The sequence below is a fragment of the Algoriphagus aquaeductus genome (genome assembly GCF_003253485.1).
Classification (GTDB): Bacteria; Bacteroidota; Bacteroidia; order Cytophagales; family Cyclobacteriaceae; genus Algoriphagus; species Algoriphagus aquaeductus.
Window position 1 is genome coordinate 118,087 of the sequence record NZ_QKTX01000009.1, and the last position, 17,998, is coordinate 136,084.

A 17,998-nucleotide genomic window follows, 5' to 3' on the forward strand; every position below is an offset into this window, starting at 1 on the left:
CTTTGGACAAAAATAAAGAAACTTGAACCGAAAAAAAATTTACCTCGTCAGACACGGGCAGACAGATTTTAATCTTCAGGGAGTTGTACAGGGTAGTGGGATAGACGCGCCGATCAATGCGACAGGAAGTGCCCAGGCAGCTGCATTTTTTGAAGCCTATAAGGAAGTTTCCTTTGATCAGATTTATCACACAGCATTGATCAGAACCAAGCAATCTGTTCAGCAATTTATTGACTTGGGAATTCCCACCAGGGCATTGTCAGAACTGAATGAGATTTCATGGGGAGATTACGAGGGTACACCGATGACTCCCGAAGAGGGGGAATACTACCGACATATGCTCCATCAGTGGCAGCAGGGAAATCTGGATTATGCCATCGCAGGCGGGGAAAGTCCCAACACTGTTGCTGTCAGGATGAAGCGGGGAATAAATATTGTCCTTTCCGGACCGGGTGAAACAATCCTGGTTTGCATGCACGGACGTGCGATGAGGATTTTCTTGAGCCTGATTCTAAATACTGACCTAAGGGATATGGATCAGTATGAACACAATAATCTCTGTCTGTATTTATTGGAACAATCTGAAGAAGGGGTATTCGAGGTGAAAAAATTCAATGACCAGGAACATCTCAAGGCATTGAAGCCGATTTAGCGGTTTTTTGTGTTTTCTTTTTTTGAGAGAGTTCCGCTTCGTACATCGCGAGATAAGACTGATAGAGGGATTTGTTTTCAGATAAGTCAAAAAGACGAAAAGCTAAATTTTGGAGTTGAATCTTGGACCCATCTCCAAGGTCAACCAGAAACTCTCCCAAAAAACACTCGTCAAAATCACAGGAGGGGATTTCGATCAGAAGCGCCAATTCGGAATTGCCGTCGTAGGTTTTGGTCGAGAAAAATGATGAAAACTGAGATTCTATTTCCTTTAAGTTAGTCTTATGAGTTCGGAGCTCTTTTACCTTGAAAAGGGCCAAGAAAGTCTTGGAATCAGGATCTTTGCTAAATCCTGTCAGGGAGAGTGTCAAGAGAAATAAAAGTGTTACTAACTTTTTCATAGCTGACAATTTACCAATAAAAGTCAGAAAAAGTAAAAATTGTTTGGGCATAAAAAAAATCTCCGAGTTCTCGGAGATTTTATGGGAATACAAAGTTGTTAGGCTTTGCTTGTTCTTCTTTTTGCTTTTACAGTGTCGTCTTCCACTTCATCCTCAACTCCTGCGAGTATTCTTCCGCAATGCTCACAAACGATCAGCTTTTTCTTTTCACGGATATCGGCTTGTCTCTGAGGAGGAACTGTGTTGAAGCAACCTCCGCAAGCTCCTCTTTTTACCATCACTACCGCAAGACCGTTTTTCGCATTGGTTCTGATTTTGGAGTAGGACTTGATTAGTCTTTCTTCTACTTTCTTGCTGGCTTTTTCTCTTTCTGCCTGAAGTTTGGATTCTTCGGATTCGCTTTCAGAAACGATAGTCGAGAGTTCGTCTTTTTTGAGGTCCAGATCTTTCTGACGATCCTTCATCAGATTGTTGAGTTCCTCCAAGTCTGCCTTTTTGGCGTCTATCTTTACACCTGTTTCTGCTATTTTCTTTTTGGAAACTTGGATTTCCAAATCCTGCAGTTCAAGTTCTTTGGTGATTGCGTCGTACTCACGGTTATTTCGGACATTCATTTGCTGATCTTGATACTTTTTGATCAGCTTTTCAGATTCCTTAATGTTTTCTTTGTACCGCTTGATGTCTTCCTCAAAAACCTCAATATCTCTCTTGAATTTTTCGAGGCGGGTTTCGTAGCCTGCTATCTCGTCTTCGAGGTCCTGTACCTCTTCAGGAAGGGCTCCTCTTACTTTAATGATGGCATCTAGTCTAGAATCTATAAGTTGAAGGTTGTAGATAGCTTCGAGTTTCTGTGCTACTGTACTTTCCATGTACTATCGGTAGGATGTGGGATTAGTAACTACTTTTGTCAAATAGAGTGCAATATTAGGAAAATTTTGTGACAAAAGTTCGGCTAATAAATCTTTTGTGAAAATTTCACTCTCATAATGACCGATATCACAAAGCACCAGTTGGCCATCTGCATCAAAGAATTCGTGGTACTTGATGTCAGAGGTAATGAATACATCGGCTTGTGCCTTTTTAGCTTCAGGCAATAGGAAAATACCGGCTCCTCCGCATACGGCGACCTTTTTTATAGGCCTATCAATCCGTGGAGTATGCTTAAAATGCCTGAGGTTCATGCGCTCCTTGAGATGTTCGAAAAAATCTTCTTCTGAAAGGGGATTTTCCAGAATCCCTATCATTCCTGCTCCCACTTCCTGATGTTCATTTTCCAATACACTCAGGTAGTAGGCTACCTCCTCGTAAGGATGACTTTTTTTCATGGCGGCAATTACCCTTTGACTCAGGTGGTTGGGTAAAATGACCTCAATTCTGGTTTCTGGTTCCTGTTGGGGAATACCCCTACTGCCGATATGGGGATTTGCCTTTTCTGAGGGGGTAAAGGTCCCAACTCCTTCCACCTGGAAAGAGCAATCTTTGTATTCACCTATCTGGCCGGCTCCTGCATCAAAAATTGCCTTTAGCACATTTTCTTTGTCTTTGGCAGGTACAAAAAAGACCAGTTTGCTCAGAAGTTGCTTTTTGGGTTGAAGGATCCGATTTTCCTTTAAACCCAAACGATCTGCAATTCTCTTGTTGACTCCGGTGGCCACATGATCCAAATTGGTGTGGATGGCATAAATCGCCATATCGGCCTTAATGGCTTTGATGATGGTCCGTTCTACGTAATTTTTTCCGGTCAGGCTTTTTAGACCTTTGAATACGATAGGATGGTGGGCGATAATCAGATTGGCACCCAAGGCGATTGCCTCTTCCACCACTTGCTCGGTGCAGTCGAGGGTACAAAGCACACCGGTCAATTCAGCGCTTCTATTTCCGCAAATTAATGTGGCATTGTCATAGCTTTCCTGATAGGCCGGCGGTGCATATTGCTCCAGAAAGGATAAGACATCCTGAATTCGGTATCCCATATTTTTTCTTTTCTTTGGTCAAAATTAGCAATTCTGCCCAATGCCCTGGTACGGAGTGTTCCTTCTTCCTTTTGCTTTTCTTTTTCGTTGCATCACGGATGTTAGAAATATCCTCTTTGATTTGGGTTGGATCAGGAGCTATCAAAGTCCGATTCGAACATTAGTCGTAGGAAACCTTTCCGTAGGGGGAACGGGAAAGACTCCCATGGTGGAGTTTTTAATCGGTCATCTTCGAGAATCCCATGCCATAGCTTCCTTGAGTAGAGGGTATGGCAGGAGGTCCAAAGGTTTTTTACAGGCAAATCCAGGGAGTTCTGCGCAAGAGATCGGGGATGAGCCCTTGCAGATTTACGGGAAATTTGAAGAAGAGATCCCGGTATTTGTGGGAGAAGACCGCGTGAATGCCCTTCACATGATGGCACAGTCCCATCCTCAATTGGGTTTGGTGGTGTTGGATGATGCCTTTCAGCACCGAAGGCTGCAGCCAGATTTCAGCATTATTCTGACTCCATATTCCAAACCTTTTTTCAAGGATTTTCTTTTGCCTTTGGGAAGGTTGAGAGAACGAAGAGGAAATGTGAAAAGAGCTGATATGGTCATCGTAACCAAAAGTCCAGAATTGTTGTCCCAATCGGAGCAAGAATCCTATTTGATTTCGATCCGAAAATATGCCTGTAGGGATATTCCTGTTTTTTTCTCCAAGATCGGATATGGAAAGCCGAAATGGATATGGGGAAAATCCACCGAATTTCATTCAAGAGTGGTATTGATCGCTGGATTGGCTGACAATACCCTGTTTTGGAATTTTTGTAAAAGTAATTTTGAGGTATTGGAATTCGTTTCATTTGCTGACCATTACGATTACGGTCCAAAGGAAGCTCACCAAATTTTAGGCATTTGGAAAAAGCATCGCGATTCCAGTCCGGTATTCCTTACCACAGAAAAAGATGCTGTAAAACTAAAATCCTTGGCCGAACAGGAAAAATTGGAGGAAATTTCGATTTTTGCCCTGCCTATCCAGGTAAAATTTGAATCTGATGAACAGGAAAACTTGCTCCGCATCATTCGTGAAAAATTCATAGAAAAGTGACAAAAAGAGCTTTAATCCCTGTATTTTTATTGATGTTGGCATTTCAGCCACTTTTTGCGCAGCGACCCATACCCCAGGTGAACTCAGGGGCAAATCAGGGCCCGAGGCAAGGAAGACAATTGGCAGATCCAGAGGAGGAGGACGCTGAGGGGCGTCGGACGCTATTGGATGATAGTACCAAGCAGGTGTATGGCCCCAAAACCACGCTTTATTTTTTTGAGAAAGCCATCAAGAGAAATAACCTCAAACTTTACGAGCAAGACACTCTTCTGGATAATTTTCACAACTATGATCCAGTAGCTAAATCAGGCTGGAAATATCAGGACCTGGGTAATATCGGAAGTGCTGCCAAGCCGATGTATTATTCTGTACCTGAAGTCATTGGAGTGACTTCCGGATTTCATGCCTACGATCTTTATTTTAGAGATCCTTCCAAAAGGAAGTTTTTTGATACCAAATCCCCATTCACAGAAATGTCTGCGTTTTTTGGTGGAGGTAACCGCAACATGCTGGATGTTGCCTTTGCCAGAAATGTCAATCCCAGATGGAATATAGGCTTGGATTTCAATACGCTAAGGATTCGTAAAACGCTCAATCCGGCGCAGCGAGACGACCATATGACCGTACAGAATGCCTATGGTTTGCATACCAATTACCGATCTGAAAACGGCCGCTATTGGTTGCTAGCGGCTTTTTCCAGAATGAAACATGTGGTCAATGAGATAGGAGGGATCATTCCTCCTGAAGTAGATCCCAATTCCCTGTATTTTACTTATGAAGATGCCAAAGTTTGGCTTCAAAATACCCGAGCAAGGGATCTGCGACAGGATTTTCATTTGTATCACGAGTATAAGCTGGGCAATGGACTGCAGTTTTATCATGTTTTTGACCGAAAAAATCAGAATCTGGTAGTAGAATCACTTTTGGATACCCCCGATGCTCTGTTTTTTAATTCAAATCGGTTCAACAATCCAGATACCACACAAAATAAAAATGACTTTGAAGAATGGAGAAATGAGTTTGGATTAAAAGGAACCTTCAAAGGCTTTTACTACAATTCCTTTATGAAGCTGAGAAATGGTCGGATGGAGAGTCCCTTTTTTCCGAATAAAAGATCCGCGTTCAATGAATTTTATATCGGAGGGGAGTTGATTGGAAAGATTTCTGAAAAATGGGAAGTCAGTGCAGACGGAGAATACCTGATCCCCGGGAATTTTAAGATTCATGGCATTTTTATTTCCCCATGGTTGGATGTGGAATACACCAAAGCGCTGTATAAGCCCACTTCCATGCAGCAAATCTATTATGGGAATCATTTTCAATGGGAAAATAATTTTTCGGATATCGGCGTCGATCAGGTAAGAGGGAGCATTAAAGTCGACTTGGAAAACCTCCGACTAAGACCCAGTCTGACACTGAATCGGGTCAACAATTACATCTATTTTGGGGAAGATCAACTTGTCGCCCAGGCAAGCGGTGAAGCGTTTATGATTATGCCGGGCTTTGCGGCCAATTTTAGATTAGGTAAAAAGTTTCGACTGGATGCCGAAGTCATTTTCACTCAAGTCTCAGGAGAGGCCGCTGACCAATTTCGAATTCCGAAATGGTATGGTAATACCCGTTTTTATTTTGATAGCCCGCTATTTAATGAAAATGTGTTTGTCCAATTGGGTGTGGATGTAAGATACAAATCTTCCTTCTTTGCCGAGGCCTATAATCCGTCCTACCAGCAATTTTATCTTCAAAACACTTTCAATGTTTACGGCTATCCTGTGGCTGATATTTTCCTGGATTTTAGAATTAATCGAACGAGGGTACTGTTTAAATACAATCATCTCAATGCTGGAATGATGTCCAATGAAGGATATTTTGTGACACCCGATTACACCGGCTATCGATCATTTTTGGATTTGGGAATCACTTGGTATTTGTTTGATTGAAAGTAAGACACAAGACATTAGACACAAGATTTAAGATACTTGGAATAAATAAACTTAAAATTGACCATTAGAAGGAGTTTAAATTTCTGGTTTTGAGATTTGAAAAGAAGGGTCAAAATCTTGAATTAAGTCGTCAATCAACCAATCGTTAATCGTAATTGCCATGAGTTGGGAAGAATCCACACGTCAAAAAATGCTCCATCTCAAGCTGCCCACAGATCCCCGCTGGGTGGATATAGCTCAAATGCAGATTGAGGATATCTTGACTGATCATGCCTATTGTGAGCAAAAAGCGGCTTCCTCCTGCATTAGTCTGATTATCAGATTCAATGATTTGGACTTTTTGGTCGACACTTTGACTCCAATTGTTGCCGAAGAGTGGGGGCATTTTGAGCGGGTCATGGAGCAATTGAGAAAAAGGGGGATGAAGTTTGGGAGGCAGCGAAAAGATGAGTATGTAGCCAAACTTAACGAGTTTGTCAAAAAAGGAGGAAGCCGGATGGATCAGCTCACCGAGTCTTTGCTGATGAATGCGTTGATTGAAGCAAGGAGCTGTGAGCGCTTTAAGCTTTTGTCCAAACACATCATGGACGTTGACCTTCAAAAGTTTTATTACGAACTGATGATATCAGAGGCGGGCCATTATGTGACCTTTATTGAAATGGCGAGGAAGTATCAAGATCCTGAGAAAGTCAATAAACGCTGGCAAGAGTGGCTTACTTTTGAAGCAGAGGTGCTCAAAGAGATAGAACTGAGAGGAGATCGAATGCATTGAACTTACCCATGACTGCAGAGCATGGAAAAATCCGATTAGGATGCAGAGGGATTTGAAAGTTAAAAAATGCTGAAATGCCCTAATTCAAGTGCATTTTCTTTATAATTAAACCTGTCTTTTACAAGATTTTCCATAACCTGTTCTAAAACGAACACTCCATGAATCTGATCGAAAATGTCCGCGAGGCTCTCAATTCTGTAAAAGTCCATCTCCTTCGAACCGTTTTGACCGGAGCGATCATTGCCATTGGAATATCTTCCTTGGTGGGAATGCTGACCGCCATTGATGGAATAAAGGCCCAAATTGCAGAGAGTTTTGCCGGATTGGGTGCCAATTCCTTTGATATTCGAAACAAAGGGGCAAGCGGGGGAAGAGTAGTTCAGGAAGGAAAAACAGAAAAGACTTATCCATCCATCACTTTCCGTGAAGCTCAAAGTTTCAAAGAACAGTATGCTTCTATCGGGATTTCCACGGTATTTACTTCCGTTTCTGGTGCTGCCGAAGTAAAAAGAGGTTCGAAAAAGACCAATCCAAACACCAGAGTAAGAGGAGGAGATGAAAATTACCTTTCCATCAAAGCCATGAAATTGGCCAAAGGCAGAAACTTCAGCCAAATGGAAGTACGGTACGGAAACAATGTGGCTATCATTGGAAAAGAACTTGAAGAGACGCTATTTGAATCAGGTGAGGAACCGCTCAATCAGAAAATCGTCATTTTCGGTAGACCTTACACTGTGGTAGGTGTTTTGGATAAACAAGGTGGAGTGGGGCAGGACCAAGGCGCTGATCGGCAGATTTTGATACCCATAGAAAATGCCTCCCGACTTGACAAGCGGGGGACGTTCAATTACAGGATTACCGGAGTGGCTTCAGATCCCGGAAAAATCGATTATGAAATGGGCCAGGCAACCGGAATCATGCGCAAAATCCGGCAGGACCGGGTCGCTCAGGAAGATTCCTTTGAGCTGGCCAAAAGTCAATCTGTAGCCGAAAGTTTGGAAGAAGTGGCAGGATATCTACGCATCGGAGGATTCGGGATTGGCTTCATTACCCTTTTGGGAGCATCGATTGGATTGATGAATATTATGCTCGTTTCGGTCACCGAGCGAACTCGGGAAATCGGAATCAGAAAAGCTTTAGGTGCCACACCCTTGCGGATCAGGCAGCAATTCTTGATAGAAGCAATCACCATCTGCGTGATCGGAGGCTTATTCGGGATGATGCTGGGCATTGGGATTGGCAATATCATCGCAAATTTCATTGGACCGGGAGGATTTTTGGTTCCGTGGTTATGGATGATTATTTCTTTTGCGATTTGTATTGTGGTAGGTCTGATCGCCGGATACATCCCTGCTTTCAAAGCAAGTAAACTAGACCCTATCGAGTCTTTGAGGTACGAGTAAGGTTAGTTTGATAAATCCTTTATCTGATTGTCCGCTATTGCACCACCAGCCAAATTCTCTTTCTTTAATGGGTCGGATGCTTCAACTGTGCTCAGCACAGGCGACCGAAGGATTCTCGATTTCTGCCTTTTTGAGAAATTTCATAAGCTAGCTAAGTCTACTGGTAGGAGAGCGGATATTCAGAATACTTTAAAAGCCCAAGCCTGAAATCATTTGAGGCTTGGGTTTTCTTTTTTCAAGCTCTTTATTTTTCAAGCAATATGTTCAATAACGGTCGATGATGATCTGCTCAGGGAATTTTCATTCACTGGCTTTTTAGCTTCCTGACTACCAAACCTGCTAACCGCTCAGCCTCCCAACTTCCATGCTTTATCAAAACCAAAAATTCTCGTAAAGTTTGGTTCCAAACACTTATTTTTCCACTATGAATACTCATCAGTACGACGCTATTGTAGTGGGTTCCGGGATTTCCGGAGGTTGGGCTGCAAAAGAACTTTGTGAAAAAGGTCTAAAAACTCTCGTTTTGGAGAGGGGACGCCAAGTAGAACACCTGAAGGACTATCCGACCATGACCTCAGCCCCATGGGATATGCCTCATCGCAACCGCATTCCGCTTGCAGAAAAGTTGGAAAATCCTGTGGTCAATCGGTGCTATGCCTATGCAGAAGACACCCGGCATTTTTTTGTAAAAGATCAAGAGCATCCTTATATCCAAAATAAACCTTTTGACTGGGTCAGAGGCTATCAGGTCGGGGGTAAATCGTTGATTTGGGCGCGTCAGACCCAGCGCTGGAGCAAGTTTGATTTTGAAGGGCCGGCAAGAGACGGTTTTGCTGTGGACTGGCCGATCCGATATGATGACATCGCTCCTTGGTATAGCTATGTGGAGCGTTTTGTGGGAATCAGCGGCAATTACGATGGGTTGGAAACACTCCCGGATGGGGAATTTCTCCCTGCTTGGGAGATGAACTGTGTGGAGAAGGAGGTTCAAAAGCGGATTCTGGAAGCCTACGGAGACCGCAAATTTGTGATTGGACGCTGTGCCCATTTGACCCAACCAAAGGATGTCCATCTGGCCCAAGGTAGAGGTCAATGCCAAGCCCGAAACCAATGCTATCGGGGTTGTCCATTTGGTGGATACTTCAGTTCTAACTCTTCAACTCTACCAGCTGCCGCAAAAACCGGAAACCTGACCATCCGCCCGGATTCGGTAGTTCATTCCGTGATTTGGGATGAGGATAAAGGGAAAGCCACCGGGGTCCGGGTGATTGACAGGATCACCAATGAAGCCACTGAATATTTCGCCAATGTCATTTTTCTGAATGCAGCTTGCTTGAATACCAATCTGATTTTGCTCAATTCCACTTCCGGTCGCTTTCCCAATGGATTGGGAAATGATTCCGGGATTTTGGGTAAATACATTGCGTTCCACAATTATCGGGGCACTTTGGGAGGAAGATTCGAAGGATTTGAGGATAAATATTACTATGGTCGTCGCCCCACGGCAGTCATGCTTCCCAATTTCCGAAATGTGAAAAAACAGGAAATGGATTTCCTTCGAGGCTATATGACATTCTATTCGGCCGGTCGTGGAGGCTGGGGAGGGGCGAGGGATTTGCCTTTTGGAGCTGATTTCAAGCAAGCCAACTCGGAACCAGGGCCTTGGTCGGTTTTTATGATGATGCAAGGAGAGACGATCCCTAAGGAAACCAATCTGGTATCTCTAAGCCCGGATTTGAAAGATCCTTGGGGTATTCCCCAACTTCAGGTAGACGTGGCATACGATGACAATGACGAAAAACTCCTGAAAGATTTCTTGGAGCAGGGAGAGGAAATGCTGACTAAAGCAGGAGTGACCCATATTTACAAAAACGACAGCAAACAGGCCCCGGGGCTGGATATCCATGAGATGGGGGGAGTCCGGATGGGACGTGACCCCAAAACTTCGCTGTTGAATGGCTTCAATCAGATGCATTTGGCACCCAATGTATTTGTGACGGATGGGGCAGCGATGACCTCTACCGGCACCCAAAATCCTTCGATCACCTACATGGCCCTGACTGCCCGTGCGGTGGATTATGCGGTCAAGGAGTTGAAGAAGGGGAATATTAAGTAAAGAAGAATGGAGGTTAGGATGTAGGGAAGTTGGGAAGTTTTGGTGCACTGGAGCTACTCTTCCGAATATCTTGTTTTCCATGCTTCCCTACACCCCAGCTTCCATACTTCTTGCCTTTCGAGTAATTTTTTTAGGTCTATTCCCGACATTTCCGAAATTCCCAAACCAAATCTTCAAACCCAAAACCTACCCTTTATGAAAAAAAACATACCTATTCTCCTGTTCCTTTTTGCCCTTCCTTTTTTGGTTTGGGCAAATATTGACAATCCTCCTGCACCGGGTAAATACAAACTCGTCATCGAAGGATTTGACTGGGGACCAGCAGTCAGCAAGGTGATTCTTCACGATGCCAATCCCACCAAGGAGACCAGTGCTGCGGATTTTGAAGTCTTTGTCACCCGATCTTCTACTTTGGGTGAAATTCCCGCCGCACAGACTTCCGGCAAGCGAAGCGTTGTTTATTCATATGCTTCCGACGAAAATGGAAACCGAAAAGATGACGGTACTCACCTGACCTTGGTCCTTGCCGTCAGCCCGGTCAATCCGCTGGGATCAGGTATCCAATACCTGAGAATGGGCAATCGTGCTTCCAATGTCTGGATCGATTATGGCGTCACTGTAGTCCATACCAAATCAGGAAAAAGTTGGGGAGAGGAAGCTGGCCGAATCCGTCCGATTGTTGATGAGTTTGACCTGACTGGCAAATTCACCCATGAGAATACGACCTTGACTTACGGAGCTTTTTCTCCAAAAAATCTAAAGACAAAGGCTCCTCTGATCATTTGGCTGCACGGTGGAGGAGAAGGGGGAACTGATCCGACCATCGCCTTGATGGGCAACAAAGCCTTCAATTATGCTTCTCCAGAGATCCAGGTGTTGTTTGGCGAAGGCGCTTTTGTCTTGGCTCCTCAGACCCCAACTTTCTGGATGAACAGTGGGGAAGGAATGACCCGCGGACAGACCAATGATATCTACAATGCAGCTGTTTTTGCTTTGATTCAGGACTTTGTAACCAAAAATCCATTGGTGGATCCGACCCGAATTTATGTTGGCGGTTGCTCCAATGGAGGCTATATGTCTTTGAAATTGATCCTTGAGCATCCGGATTATTTTGCGGCGGGATACATCTCGGCTTTGGCTTACAACAATGAGTTTATCTCTGATGCTCAAGTTCAAAAAATCAAGAATGTTCCCATGTGGTTTGTGCATGCCAAAGACGACATGACCACCAAGCCTGATGAAACTGTAGTTCCTTTATACCACCGATTGAAGCAAGCAGGAGCGAAAAATGTCTTCTTCACCTACTATGACAATGTGTACGACATCACCGGATTCTACGGTGGAAAAGACTTCCGATACAATGGCCACTGGTCTTGGATTTATTCCCATGCCAATGTTGCCCGAACTGATTTTGACGGTTCACCGGTAATACTCAATGGTCGGCCCGTTACCATCATGGAGTGGATGGCTGCCCAGAAAAAGAAGAAATGATTTGATTGCTGATAACTTTTCCAAAGTTTAGAACTTTGGAAAAGTTTGACGTTTGTAAACTGTTATCCTGCTTTTCCGAAAGCAGGATTTTTTTTGCAAAGTCAATACATTCTAGCTACAGTTAGTCCAGCTTCTGGAGAAGCAGGAAAGCAGCCAACCGGGTAGGTCTTTTTATTCGTAAACTTGCCTCATGATTTCCACCGAATTGATTAATACCGATTGGGCTCCAAAAGCTGAAAAACAAGGTAGCCTGAGCCCTGAAATGCTCAATCTGATTTATCAGGAAAAATGGTTCAAGCTGTTTGTTCCGAAAGAATTGGGGGGTCTAGGTTTGACCTTACTCAACGCCTTGTATTTGGAAGAAAAAATTGCCCGGCTCGATGCGAGTATGGGTTGGACGGTGACCTTATGTGCCGGGGCAGGCTGGTTTGTGGGTTTTTTGGATGAGGAGCTCAGTCGGGAAATTTTTACCGATCCCAAGGTTTGCCTGGCAGGAAGCGGTTTTGTGGGAGGAAAAGCCAATCGGAAGGGAGATCATTATGAGATTTCCGGTAGTTGGACCTATGCTTCTGGGGCTTTACATGCGACGTATTTCACGGCCAATTGCGAGATGCTGGAGGATGGAAAAGCGCTGTTGGATGCGAATGGAAAACCTATTGTCAAAGCTTTTATTCTGAAAAAAGAAGAAGTGGAAATCCTTGACGGATGGAGCTACATGGGCATGATCGCGACTGGAAGTCATGCGTTCAAAACCGAAAACCTTCAAGTTCCTCTACATCGGGCATTTGAAATCCTTCCGGAAAAAGTCACAAGAACTGAGTCGATTTTCCGCTATCCCTTTCTCCAGTTTGCAGAGGCTACTTTGGCGGTGAATATTCTGGGGATCACGAAACATTTGCAAAGGCTGATTTCGGAGACGTTTTGGAAGCGACATGAATTCCGAAAGTACGGTCAAAAGCACTTGGACTATTTTCTAAAGCTGGAAAAATCCTGTGAAATGAAGCTGGAAACGGCCCGAGGTAGATTTTTTGAAGCAGTCGAATTTTCTTGGAATGAACTAGAAATCAAGGGAAAAATCTCTAACAAATCTCTCAAATCAGTCAGTCAGAGCAGCCGAAAACTGACACAAATCTGCCGTGAAGTCAATTCCAAAATGCATCCTTTTGCCGGTTTGGAAGCTGCTAAAACTCACACCGAACTCAATCGGGTGTGGAGGGATTTCAATACGGTCAGCCAGCATGCGTTGTTGATTTTTCCTTTTTGAGGGTCTGCCATAAAGACTAAAAAAATGCTTAGCCACGAAGGCTCTGAGGCGCAAAGTTTCTGCAAAGTGAATAAGAGAGAGGTATAGTATAATCCTTTTCTTTCCAAGGGATTTTCATCAAAATGAAATCACAATAGACACCTAGAGAACATAGATGAAAAGCTTTTTTTATGTGGAACTATATCACTAGTGTGGTTTAAGAAAATAGACTGGCATGTAATTCTTAAACTTCTTTTCCTTGTTTATCAGTTTGTTTTCGAGAATTTGATTTTTGGGGACAACTTGGCCCTAAATTGTCGTAAGTTATGGCATGGTAAAAAATGCTTTCTTATCGTTTTTTTTGCTCTTCTCGGCAACTTTCGCTTTCAGCCAATCCTCGCCTTGTTACAAACTCAGGATCACCAAAAAAGCCAGCGCTGCACAAGAGGAAATAAATTTTACGCTTCAGCGAAGTGATGAAGGAGGGCTTCTGATCGTCAAAGAAAAGATTTTCCCCTCTAAAGGGAGTGCAGCGGATAGCCTGTATCTAACCACCGTCTTGGAAAAACCCTCAGACGAACAACGAATTCTTTTACAGGAATTTGTCAAATCCAAGACGACCTACATCTCTGATTCGATGTTGATTACGGATAAAAAAGCGCTGGAAGAAATGGACCTTTTGATCAGCCAATGGAAGAATTTGGTGGAGCAATCAAATCTTAAAAATTCAAGTCGATTAGTCCTCGACGGAACTTTTTTTTCGTTCTCCCTAAGTAAAGAAAACCAAAAACCAACAGGCTTTTCCATACACAGTCCAGATGAACAAATCCACCCGGAAATCATTCAACTGCTGCGCTCCATCGAATCACTTTCCAATGAATTTTGACTTCTTTTTCGGGTGGCCAGGAGTTTCCCAACTTTGAATCTGTCCAATTTCCCACTTCCATTCTTCCCGACTTCCTAGCCTCCAAACTTCCAAACTTCCTTTCTCCCTAACTTCTTTATTTCCTGACAAGAGTCATAGTTTTTATCAATCGGAAAATAATTTTAATACGGGTTTCTTTTATTAAATTCGCATACATTTCAATCTAACTAAACTATAAACTATGGATACACACAGCAAAAACGGAGGCGACATTTCCAAATGTCCTTTCCACAATGGCTCAATGGCTGCAGCAGCAGGCAAGGGTCAGCAAAACGTTGATTGGTGGCCTAACCAGTTGAATGTGAACATTCTACGTCAGCATTCTTCTTTGTCCAATCCAATGGATGAGGGCTTTGACTATGCGAAGGAATTCGAGTCTTTAAACTTGGCTGAAGTAAAAGCTGACATCGAAAAAGTGTTGACTACGTCTCAGGATTGGTGGCCAGCTGACTACGGTCATTATGGTCCATTTATGATCCGTATGGCATGGCACAGTGCCGGTACTTACCGAGTGCAGGACGGACGTGGCGGTGCCGGAACAGGTACGCAGCGTTTTGCTCCTTTGAACTCATGGCCTGATAACGCCAACTTGGACAAGGCGCGTTTGCTTCTTTGGCCAGTAAAGCAGAAGTATGGCAAAAAGCTTTCTTGGGCTGACTTGATGATCTTGACCGGTAACGTGGCTTTGGAATCTATGGGTTTCAAAACCTTTGGCTTCGGTGGCGGTCGTGCAGACGTATGGGAGCCTGAGCAGGATATCTATTGGGGTTCAGAAAAAGAGTGGACCGCACATAGAAGCCCTGAAGCATTGGAGCATCCACTGGGAGCTACCGAAATGGGCTTGATCTACGTGAACCCGGAAGGACCTAATAAGGTGCCGGATCCACTTTTGGCTGCCAAAGCAATTCGTGAGACATTCGGCCGTATGGCAATGAACGATGAGGAAACAGTTGCCCTGATTGCCGGTGGCCACACCTTCGGTAAGACGCACGGTGCTGCAGATCCTGGAAAATATGTAGGCGCTGAGCCTGCCGGTGCTTCCATCGAAGAGATGAGCACAGGCTGGAACAGTACGTATGGCACAGGCCATGGTGCGGATACCATCACCTCCGGTTTGGAAGGTGCTTGGACATCCACTCCGGCTAAGTGGGGTCATGATTACTTCAAGTTCTTGTTCGAATACGAGTGGGAACTGACCAAGAGCCCTGCTGGAGCACATCAGTGGGTTGCTAAGAATGCGGAAGCGATCATTCCTGATGCGCATATTCCCGGCAAATTCCACAAGCCTTTCATGCTGACTACCGACTTGTCCATGAGATTTGATCCGGAGTACGAAAAGGTATCCAGAAAATTCTATGAAGATCCCGAGTACTTTGCCGACGCTTTTGCAAGAGCCTGGTTCAAACTGACTCACCGCGATATGGGACCTAAGGCCCGCTACAAAGGTCCTGAAGTACCTGCTGAAGATCTGATCTGGCAAGATCCAATCCCTGCGGTAAACCATCCTTTGGCTGATGCAGCAGATATCGCTGGTTTGAAAGCCAACATTTTGGCTTCCGGCCTGACCGTAGCTGAGTTGGTTTCTGCTGCTTGGGCTTCTGCTTCCACCTTCCGTGGTTCTGATTTCAGAGGCGGTGCCAATGGTGGCCGTATCCGTCTGGAGCCTCAGAAAAACTGGGAAGCGAACAATCCTGCTCAATTGAACAAGGTTTTGGGCGTATTGGCCAGCATTCAGGAAGAATTCAACAGCACTGCAAGTGGTGGCAAGAAAATCTCTATGGCAGACTTGATCGTCTTGGGCGGTTGCGCAGCAGTAGAGAAAGCTGCTAAAGACGCTGGTTTCGACATTACAGTTCCGTTCACTCCAGGCCGTACCGATGCTTCTCAGGAAGAAACCGAAGTGGATTCTTTCGAGTGGTTGAAGCCTTGGGCTGATGGATTCAGAAACTATCTGTCTGCTGATTGCACGGTGAAGGCCGAAGAAGCATTGATCGACAAAGCACAGTTGTTGACGCTTACTGCTCCTGAGATGACTGCCCTCGTAGGTGGTATGAGAGCTTTGGGTGCAAACTGGGATGGCAGCAAGCATGGTGTATTCACCGCAACTCCTGGTAAGTTGACCAACGACTTCTTCGTGAACTTACTCGATATGGGCACTACTTGGAGAGCGACTTCTGACAAGCAGAACGTGTTTGTAGGTAGCGACAGAAAAACCGGTGAACCTAAGTGGACTGCTACCCGCGCGGACTTGATCTTCGGTTCCAATTCCGAATTGAGAGCGTATGCGGAAGTTTACGGTTGCGAAGACGGCAAAGCGAAGTTTGTAAAAGACTTCGTGGCAGCTTGGAACAAGGTGATGAACTTGGATCGATTTGATCTGAAGTAATCCGATAGAAAAGTGCTAATCACACCTGAAAGCGGTCTCGAAAGGGGCCGCTTTTTTTTGGGGTATTGCCACGAAGGCTCTAAGACACAAAGGAGGATTTTACTCCTCAAATCTTGATTCATAAATGAAAGAAGTATAAAATCAGAAAGCTGAAACTTTCAGATTTCATACTTCTAATTTCACCCTTCTAATTTTCTTTCAGTTCGGTCTGAATCGAGATCGATCCACTGAGGATTTTATGCACGGGACAGGAATTGGCGATGGCGAGCATCCGATCGCGCTGAGCCTGATCCAGGTTTCCGATCAGCTCGATTTTCCGGTAGATCTCAGTGCGTTTACCTTCCCGGTTTACTTCCAGGTGGACCTCCATCTTCACCTCTTGCAAGTCCCAGCCTTTACGATCCGCATACATCCGAAGTGTGGCGCTGGTGCAGGCTGCCAGGGAAGAGGCCAACAGTTCGTTAGGAGAAAAGCCCTGATTTTTGCCTCCCACGGTCTCGGGTTCGTCAGCTATCAGGACATTTCCGGAGGAAGAATGAATTTCAATTTTATACAGCTCTTTTTTGATGCTGGCAGTAATTTTATCCATGGTTACTTTTTGGGAAAGGTGGGATAGGGAACAAACTCTTCTTCATCTCCCGGAACTTTGGCAAAGGCTTGAGCTTCCCAGTTTTCCTTCGCTTTTCGGATCAGCTCTTTGTCGGAAGCCACAAAATTCCAGTCGATAAACCGCTCCTCAGGAAAAGCCTCTCCGCCAAAAATATAAATCGTACTGTTGGCCTCGATGGTAAATGCACATAAGCTGGTATCCTTGGCTACCAGGATTTGCTTGGGGCCAAATTGATTTCCTTCACTTTCGATTCCTCCTCCCAGAATATACAAGCCGCTTTCCCCAAACAGTTTTCCCTCCAGATCCACGGTTTGTTTTTGTTTACTTTTGATCTCCAGCATATACAGGGGACTATAGACAGGCACTGCCGATCGATGTCCCATCACTTCTCCGGCTACCAGTTTGAACTGAAGCTCACCTTCTTCCCAGGTAGGCAATTGCTGAGCTTCGATATGGAAAAACTCCGGCTCCATTTGTTCCAAGTCCTTGGGCAAAGCCACCCAGATCTGCAAGCCGTGCATGATTTTTTCCGAATCCCTCAGGTAATCCGGAGTGCGCTCGGAGTGAACGATTCCTTTTCCGGCAGTCATCCAATTGACGGCTCCGGGCTGAATCTCGACGGCATTGCCCAGACTGTCCCGATGCATGATGCTTCCTTCGAAAAGAAATGTCAAAGTCGAAAGTCCGATATGCGGATGGGGCCGGATGTCCATCTGTTCCCGGGCATTGAGCTTCACCGGGCCCATGTGGTCGAGGTAAATGAAGGGGCCGATCATTCGCTTTTGGCGGAAGGGCAGGAGACGGCCGACGAGAAATTTGCCGATATCGGCGGCGCGCTCTTCGATGATAAGTTGGATGTTGGACATAAATAAAAATGTGAAGTACTGATATTAAAAATGGGCTTTTTTGATCAGAAAACAACGCCTTTTCCCTATTTGAGGGGCAACAAATCAGAAAAGGAAGGATTTTGGTATGACCAACTTTGAATTCCAAG

General features: G+C 44.7%; 15 protein-coding genes. 10 read left to right on the top strand and 5 right to left on the bottom strand.

Annotated features, from left to right (window positions below; translation table 11 throughout):
• The first annotated feature begins 22 nt into the window (after positions 1 to 22).
• Positions 23 to 652, top strand: coding sequence for a histidine phosphatase family protein (locus tag CLV31_RS13245; protein WP_111393379.1), 630 nt, complete (start codon positions 23 to 25; stop codon positions 650 to 652).
• Here CLV31_RS13245 and CLV31_RS13250 read toward each other — a convergent pair.
• From CLV31_RS13250 to CLV31_RS13260, 3 genes are all read right to left on the bottom strand, one after another.
• Entirely contained in the window at positions 630 to 1,052 is a 423-nt protein-coding gene (locus CLV31_RS13250; RefSeq protein WP_146250897.1) for a hypothetical protein, read from the bottom strand. The two genes, CLV31_RS13245 and CLV31_RS13250, sit on opposite strands and share 23 nt — an antisense overlap.
• Positions 1,053 to 1,150: 98 nt before the next feature.
• Positions 1,151 to 1,921 carry a zinc ribbon domain-containing protein gene (locus CLV31_RS13255; RefSeq protein WP_111393381.1) on the bottom strand — a complete coding sequence of 257 codons (771 nt, stop codon included), beginning with the start codon at positions 1,919 to 1,921 and terminating at the stop codon, positions 1,151 to 1,153.
• 3 nt (positions 1,922 to 1,924) lie between these two features.
• The gene (locus CLV31_RS13260; RefSeq protein WP_111393382.1) at positions 1,925 to 3,025 is read right to left on the bottom strand and encodes a Nif3-like dinuclear metal center hexameric protein; all 1,101 of its coding nucleotides are present in this window, start codon (positions 3,023 to 3,025) and stop codon (positions 1,925 to 1,927) included.
• Between the two features lie 40 nt (positions 3,026 to 3,065).
• Here CLV31_RS13260 and lpxK point away from each other — a divergent pair, with 40 nt between their 5' ends.
• The 9 genes from lpxK to katG all read left to right on the top strand — a co-directional run bounded on the left by lpxK (position 3,066) and on the right by katG (position 16,394).
• Positions 3,066 to 4,115, top strand: coding sequence for a tetraacyldisaccharide 4'-kinase (lpxK, locus tag CLV31_RS13265; RefSeq protein ID WP_111393383.1), 1,050 nt, complete (start codon positions 3,066 to 3,068; stop codon positions 4,113 to 4,115).
• Positions 4,112 to 6,055, top strand: coding sequence for a putative porin (locus CLV31_RS13270; RefSeq protein WP_245943397.1), 1,944 nt, complete (start codon positions 4,112 to 4,114; stop codon positions 6,053 to 6,055). The genes lpxK and CLV31_RS13270 overlap by 4 nt, the downstream gene beginning before the upstream one ends.
• A gap of 163 nt (positions 6,056 to 6,218) precedes the next feature.
• Positions 6,219 to 6,830 (top strand): tRNA-(ms[2]io[6]A)-hydroxylase, encoded by a 612-nt coding sequence (gene miaE, locus CLV31_RS13275; protein WP_181452634.1) that lies wholly within the window; start codon positions 6,219 to 6,221, stop codon positions 6,828 to 6,830.
• Between the two features lie 158 nt (positions 6,831 to 6,988).
• A complete protein-coding gene (locus CLV31_RS13280) occupies positions 6,989 to 8,233 on the top strand; it encodes an ABC transporter permease (RefSeq protein ID WP_111393385.1) in 1,245 nt (414 codons plus the stop codon).
• A gap of 424 nt (positions 8,234 to 8,657) precedes the next feature.
• Positions 8,658 to 10,349 carry a GMC oxidoreductase gene (locus CLV31_RS13285; RefSeq protein ID WP_111393386.1) on the top strand — a complete coding sequence of 564 codons (1,692 nt, stop codon included), beginning with the start codon at positions 8,658 to 8,660 and terminating at the stop codon, positions 10,347 to 10,349.
• A 195-nt stretch (positions 10,350 to 10,544) separates the two neighbouring features.
• Complete coding sequence (locus CLV31_RS13290; protein WP_111393387.1) at positions 10,545 to 11,840, top strand: prolyl oligopeptidase family serine peptidase; 1,296 nt, start codon at positions 10,545 to 10,547, stop codon at positions 11,838 to 11,840.
• A 190-nt stretch (positions 11,841 to 12,030) separates the two neighbouring features.
• On the top strand, positions 12,031 to 13,104 hold the full coding sequence (locus CLV31_RS13295; RefSeq protein ID WP_181452635.1) for an acyl-CoA dehydrogenase family protein: 1,074 nt from the start codon (positions 12,031 to 12,033) through the stop codon (positions 13,102 to 13,104).
• Positions 13,105 to 13,414: 310 nt separating this feature from the next.
• Complete coding sequence (locus CLV31_RS13300) at positions 13,415 to 13,969, top strand: hypothetical protein (protein ID WP_111393388.1); 555 nt, start codon at positions 13,415 to 13,417, stop codon at positions 13,967 to 13,969.
• A gap of 220 nt (positions 13,970 to 14,189) precedes the next feature.
• Positions 14,190 to 16,394 (top strand): catalase/peroxidase HPI, encoded by a 2,205-nt coding sequence (gene katG / locus CLV31_RS13305; protein ID WP_111393389.1) that lies wholly within the window; start codon positions 14,190 to 14,192, stop codon positions 16,392 to 16,394.
• Between the two features lie 187 nt (positions 16,395 to 16,581).
• Here the strand turns inward: katG and CLV31_RS13310 are convergent, their stop codons facing one another.
• Positions 16,582 to 16,983: an OsmC family protein gene (locus CLV31_RS13310; RefSeq protein WP_111393390.1), complete on the bottom strand. Its 402-nt coding sequence runs from the start codon at positions 16,981 to 16,983 to the stop codon at positions 16,582 to 16,584.
• A gap of 2 nt (positions 16,984 to 16,985) precedes the next feature.
• Positions 16,986 to 17,870: a pirin family protein gene (locus tag CLV31_RS13315; RefSeq protein ID WP_111393391.1), complete on the bottom strand. Its 885-nt coding sequence runs from the start codon at positions 17,868 to 17,870 to the stop codon at positions 16,986 to 16,988.
• Between the last annotated feature and the right edge of the window lie 128 nt (positions 17,871 to 17,998).

Excerpts from the sequence above, each read along its gene's own strand:
- CLV31_RS13295 (WP_181452635.1), top strand. The coding sequence starts at position 12,031 with ATGATTTCCACCGAATTGATTAATACCGATTGGGCTCCAAAAGCTGAA.
- miaE (WP_181452634.1), top strand. The coding sequence starts at position 6,219 with ATGAGTTGGGAAGAATCCACACGTCAAAAAATGCTCCATCTCAAGCTG.
- CLV31_RS13310 (WP_111393390.1), bottom strand. The coding sequence starts at position 16,983 with ATGGATAAAATTACTGCCAGCATCAAAAAAGAGCTGTATAAAATTGAA.
- CLV31_RS13250 (WP_146250897.1), bottom strand. The coding sequence starts at position 1,052 with ATGAAAAAGTTAGTAACACTTTTATTTCTCTTGACACTCTCCCTGACA.
- CLV31_RS13255 (WP_111393381.1), bottom strand. The coding sequence starts at position 1,921 with ATGGAAAGTACAGTAGCACAGAAACTCGAAGCTATCTACAACCTTCAA.
- CLV31_RS13285 (WP_111393386.1), top strand. The coding sequence starts at position 8,658 with ATGAATACTCATCAGTACGACGCTATTGTAGTGGGTTCCGGGATTTCC.
- CLV31_RS13300 (WP_111393388.1), top strand. The coding sequence starts at position 13,415 with ATGGTAAAAAATGCTTTCTTATCGTTTTTTTTGCTCTTCTCGGCAACT.
- lpxK (WP_111393383.1), top strand. The coding sequence starts at position 3,066 with ATGCCCTGGTACGGAGTGTTCCTTCTTCCTTTTGCTTTTCTTTTTCGT.
- CLV31_RS13315 (WP_111393391.1), bottom strand. The coding sequence starts at position 17,870 with ATGTCCAACATCCAACTTATCATCGAAGAGCGCGCCGCCGATATCGGC.
- CLV31_RS13260 (WP_111393382.1), bottom strand. The coding sequence starts at position 3,025 with ATGGGATACCGAATTCAGGATGTCTTATCCTTTCTGGAGCAATATGCA.
- CLV31_RS13280 (WP_111393385.1), top strand. The coding sequence starts at position 6,989 with ATGAATCTGATCGAAAATGTCCGCGAGGCTCTCAATTCTGTAAAAGTC.
- CLV31_RS13290 (WP_111393387.1), top strand. The coding sequence starts at position 10,545 with ATGAAAAAAAACATACCTATTCTCCTGTTCCTTTTTGCCCTTCCTTTT.
- katG (WP_111393389.1), top strand. The coding sequence starts at position 14,190 with ATGGATACACACAGCAAAAACGGAGGCGACATTTCCAAATGTCCTTTC.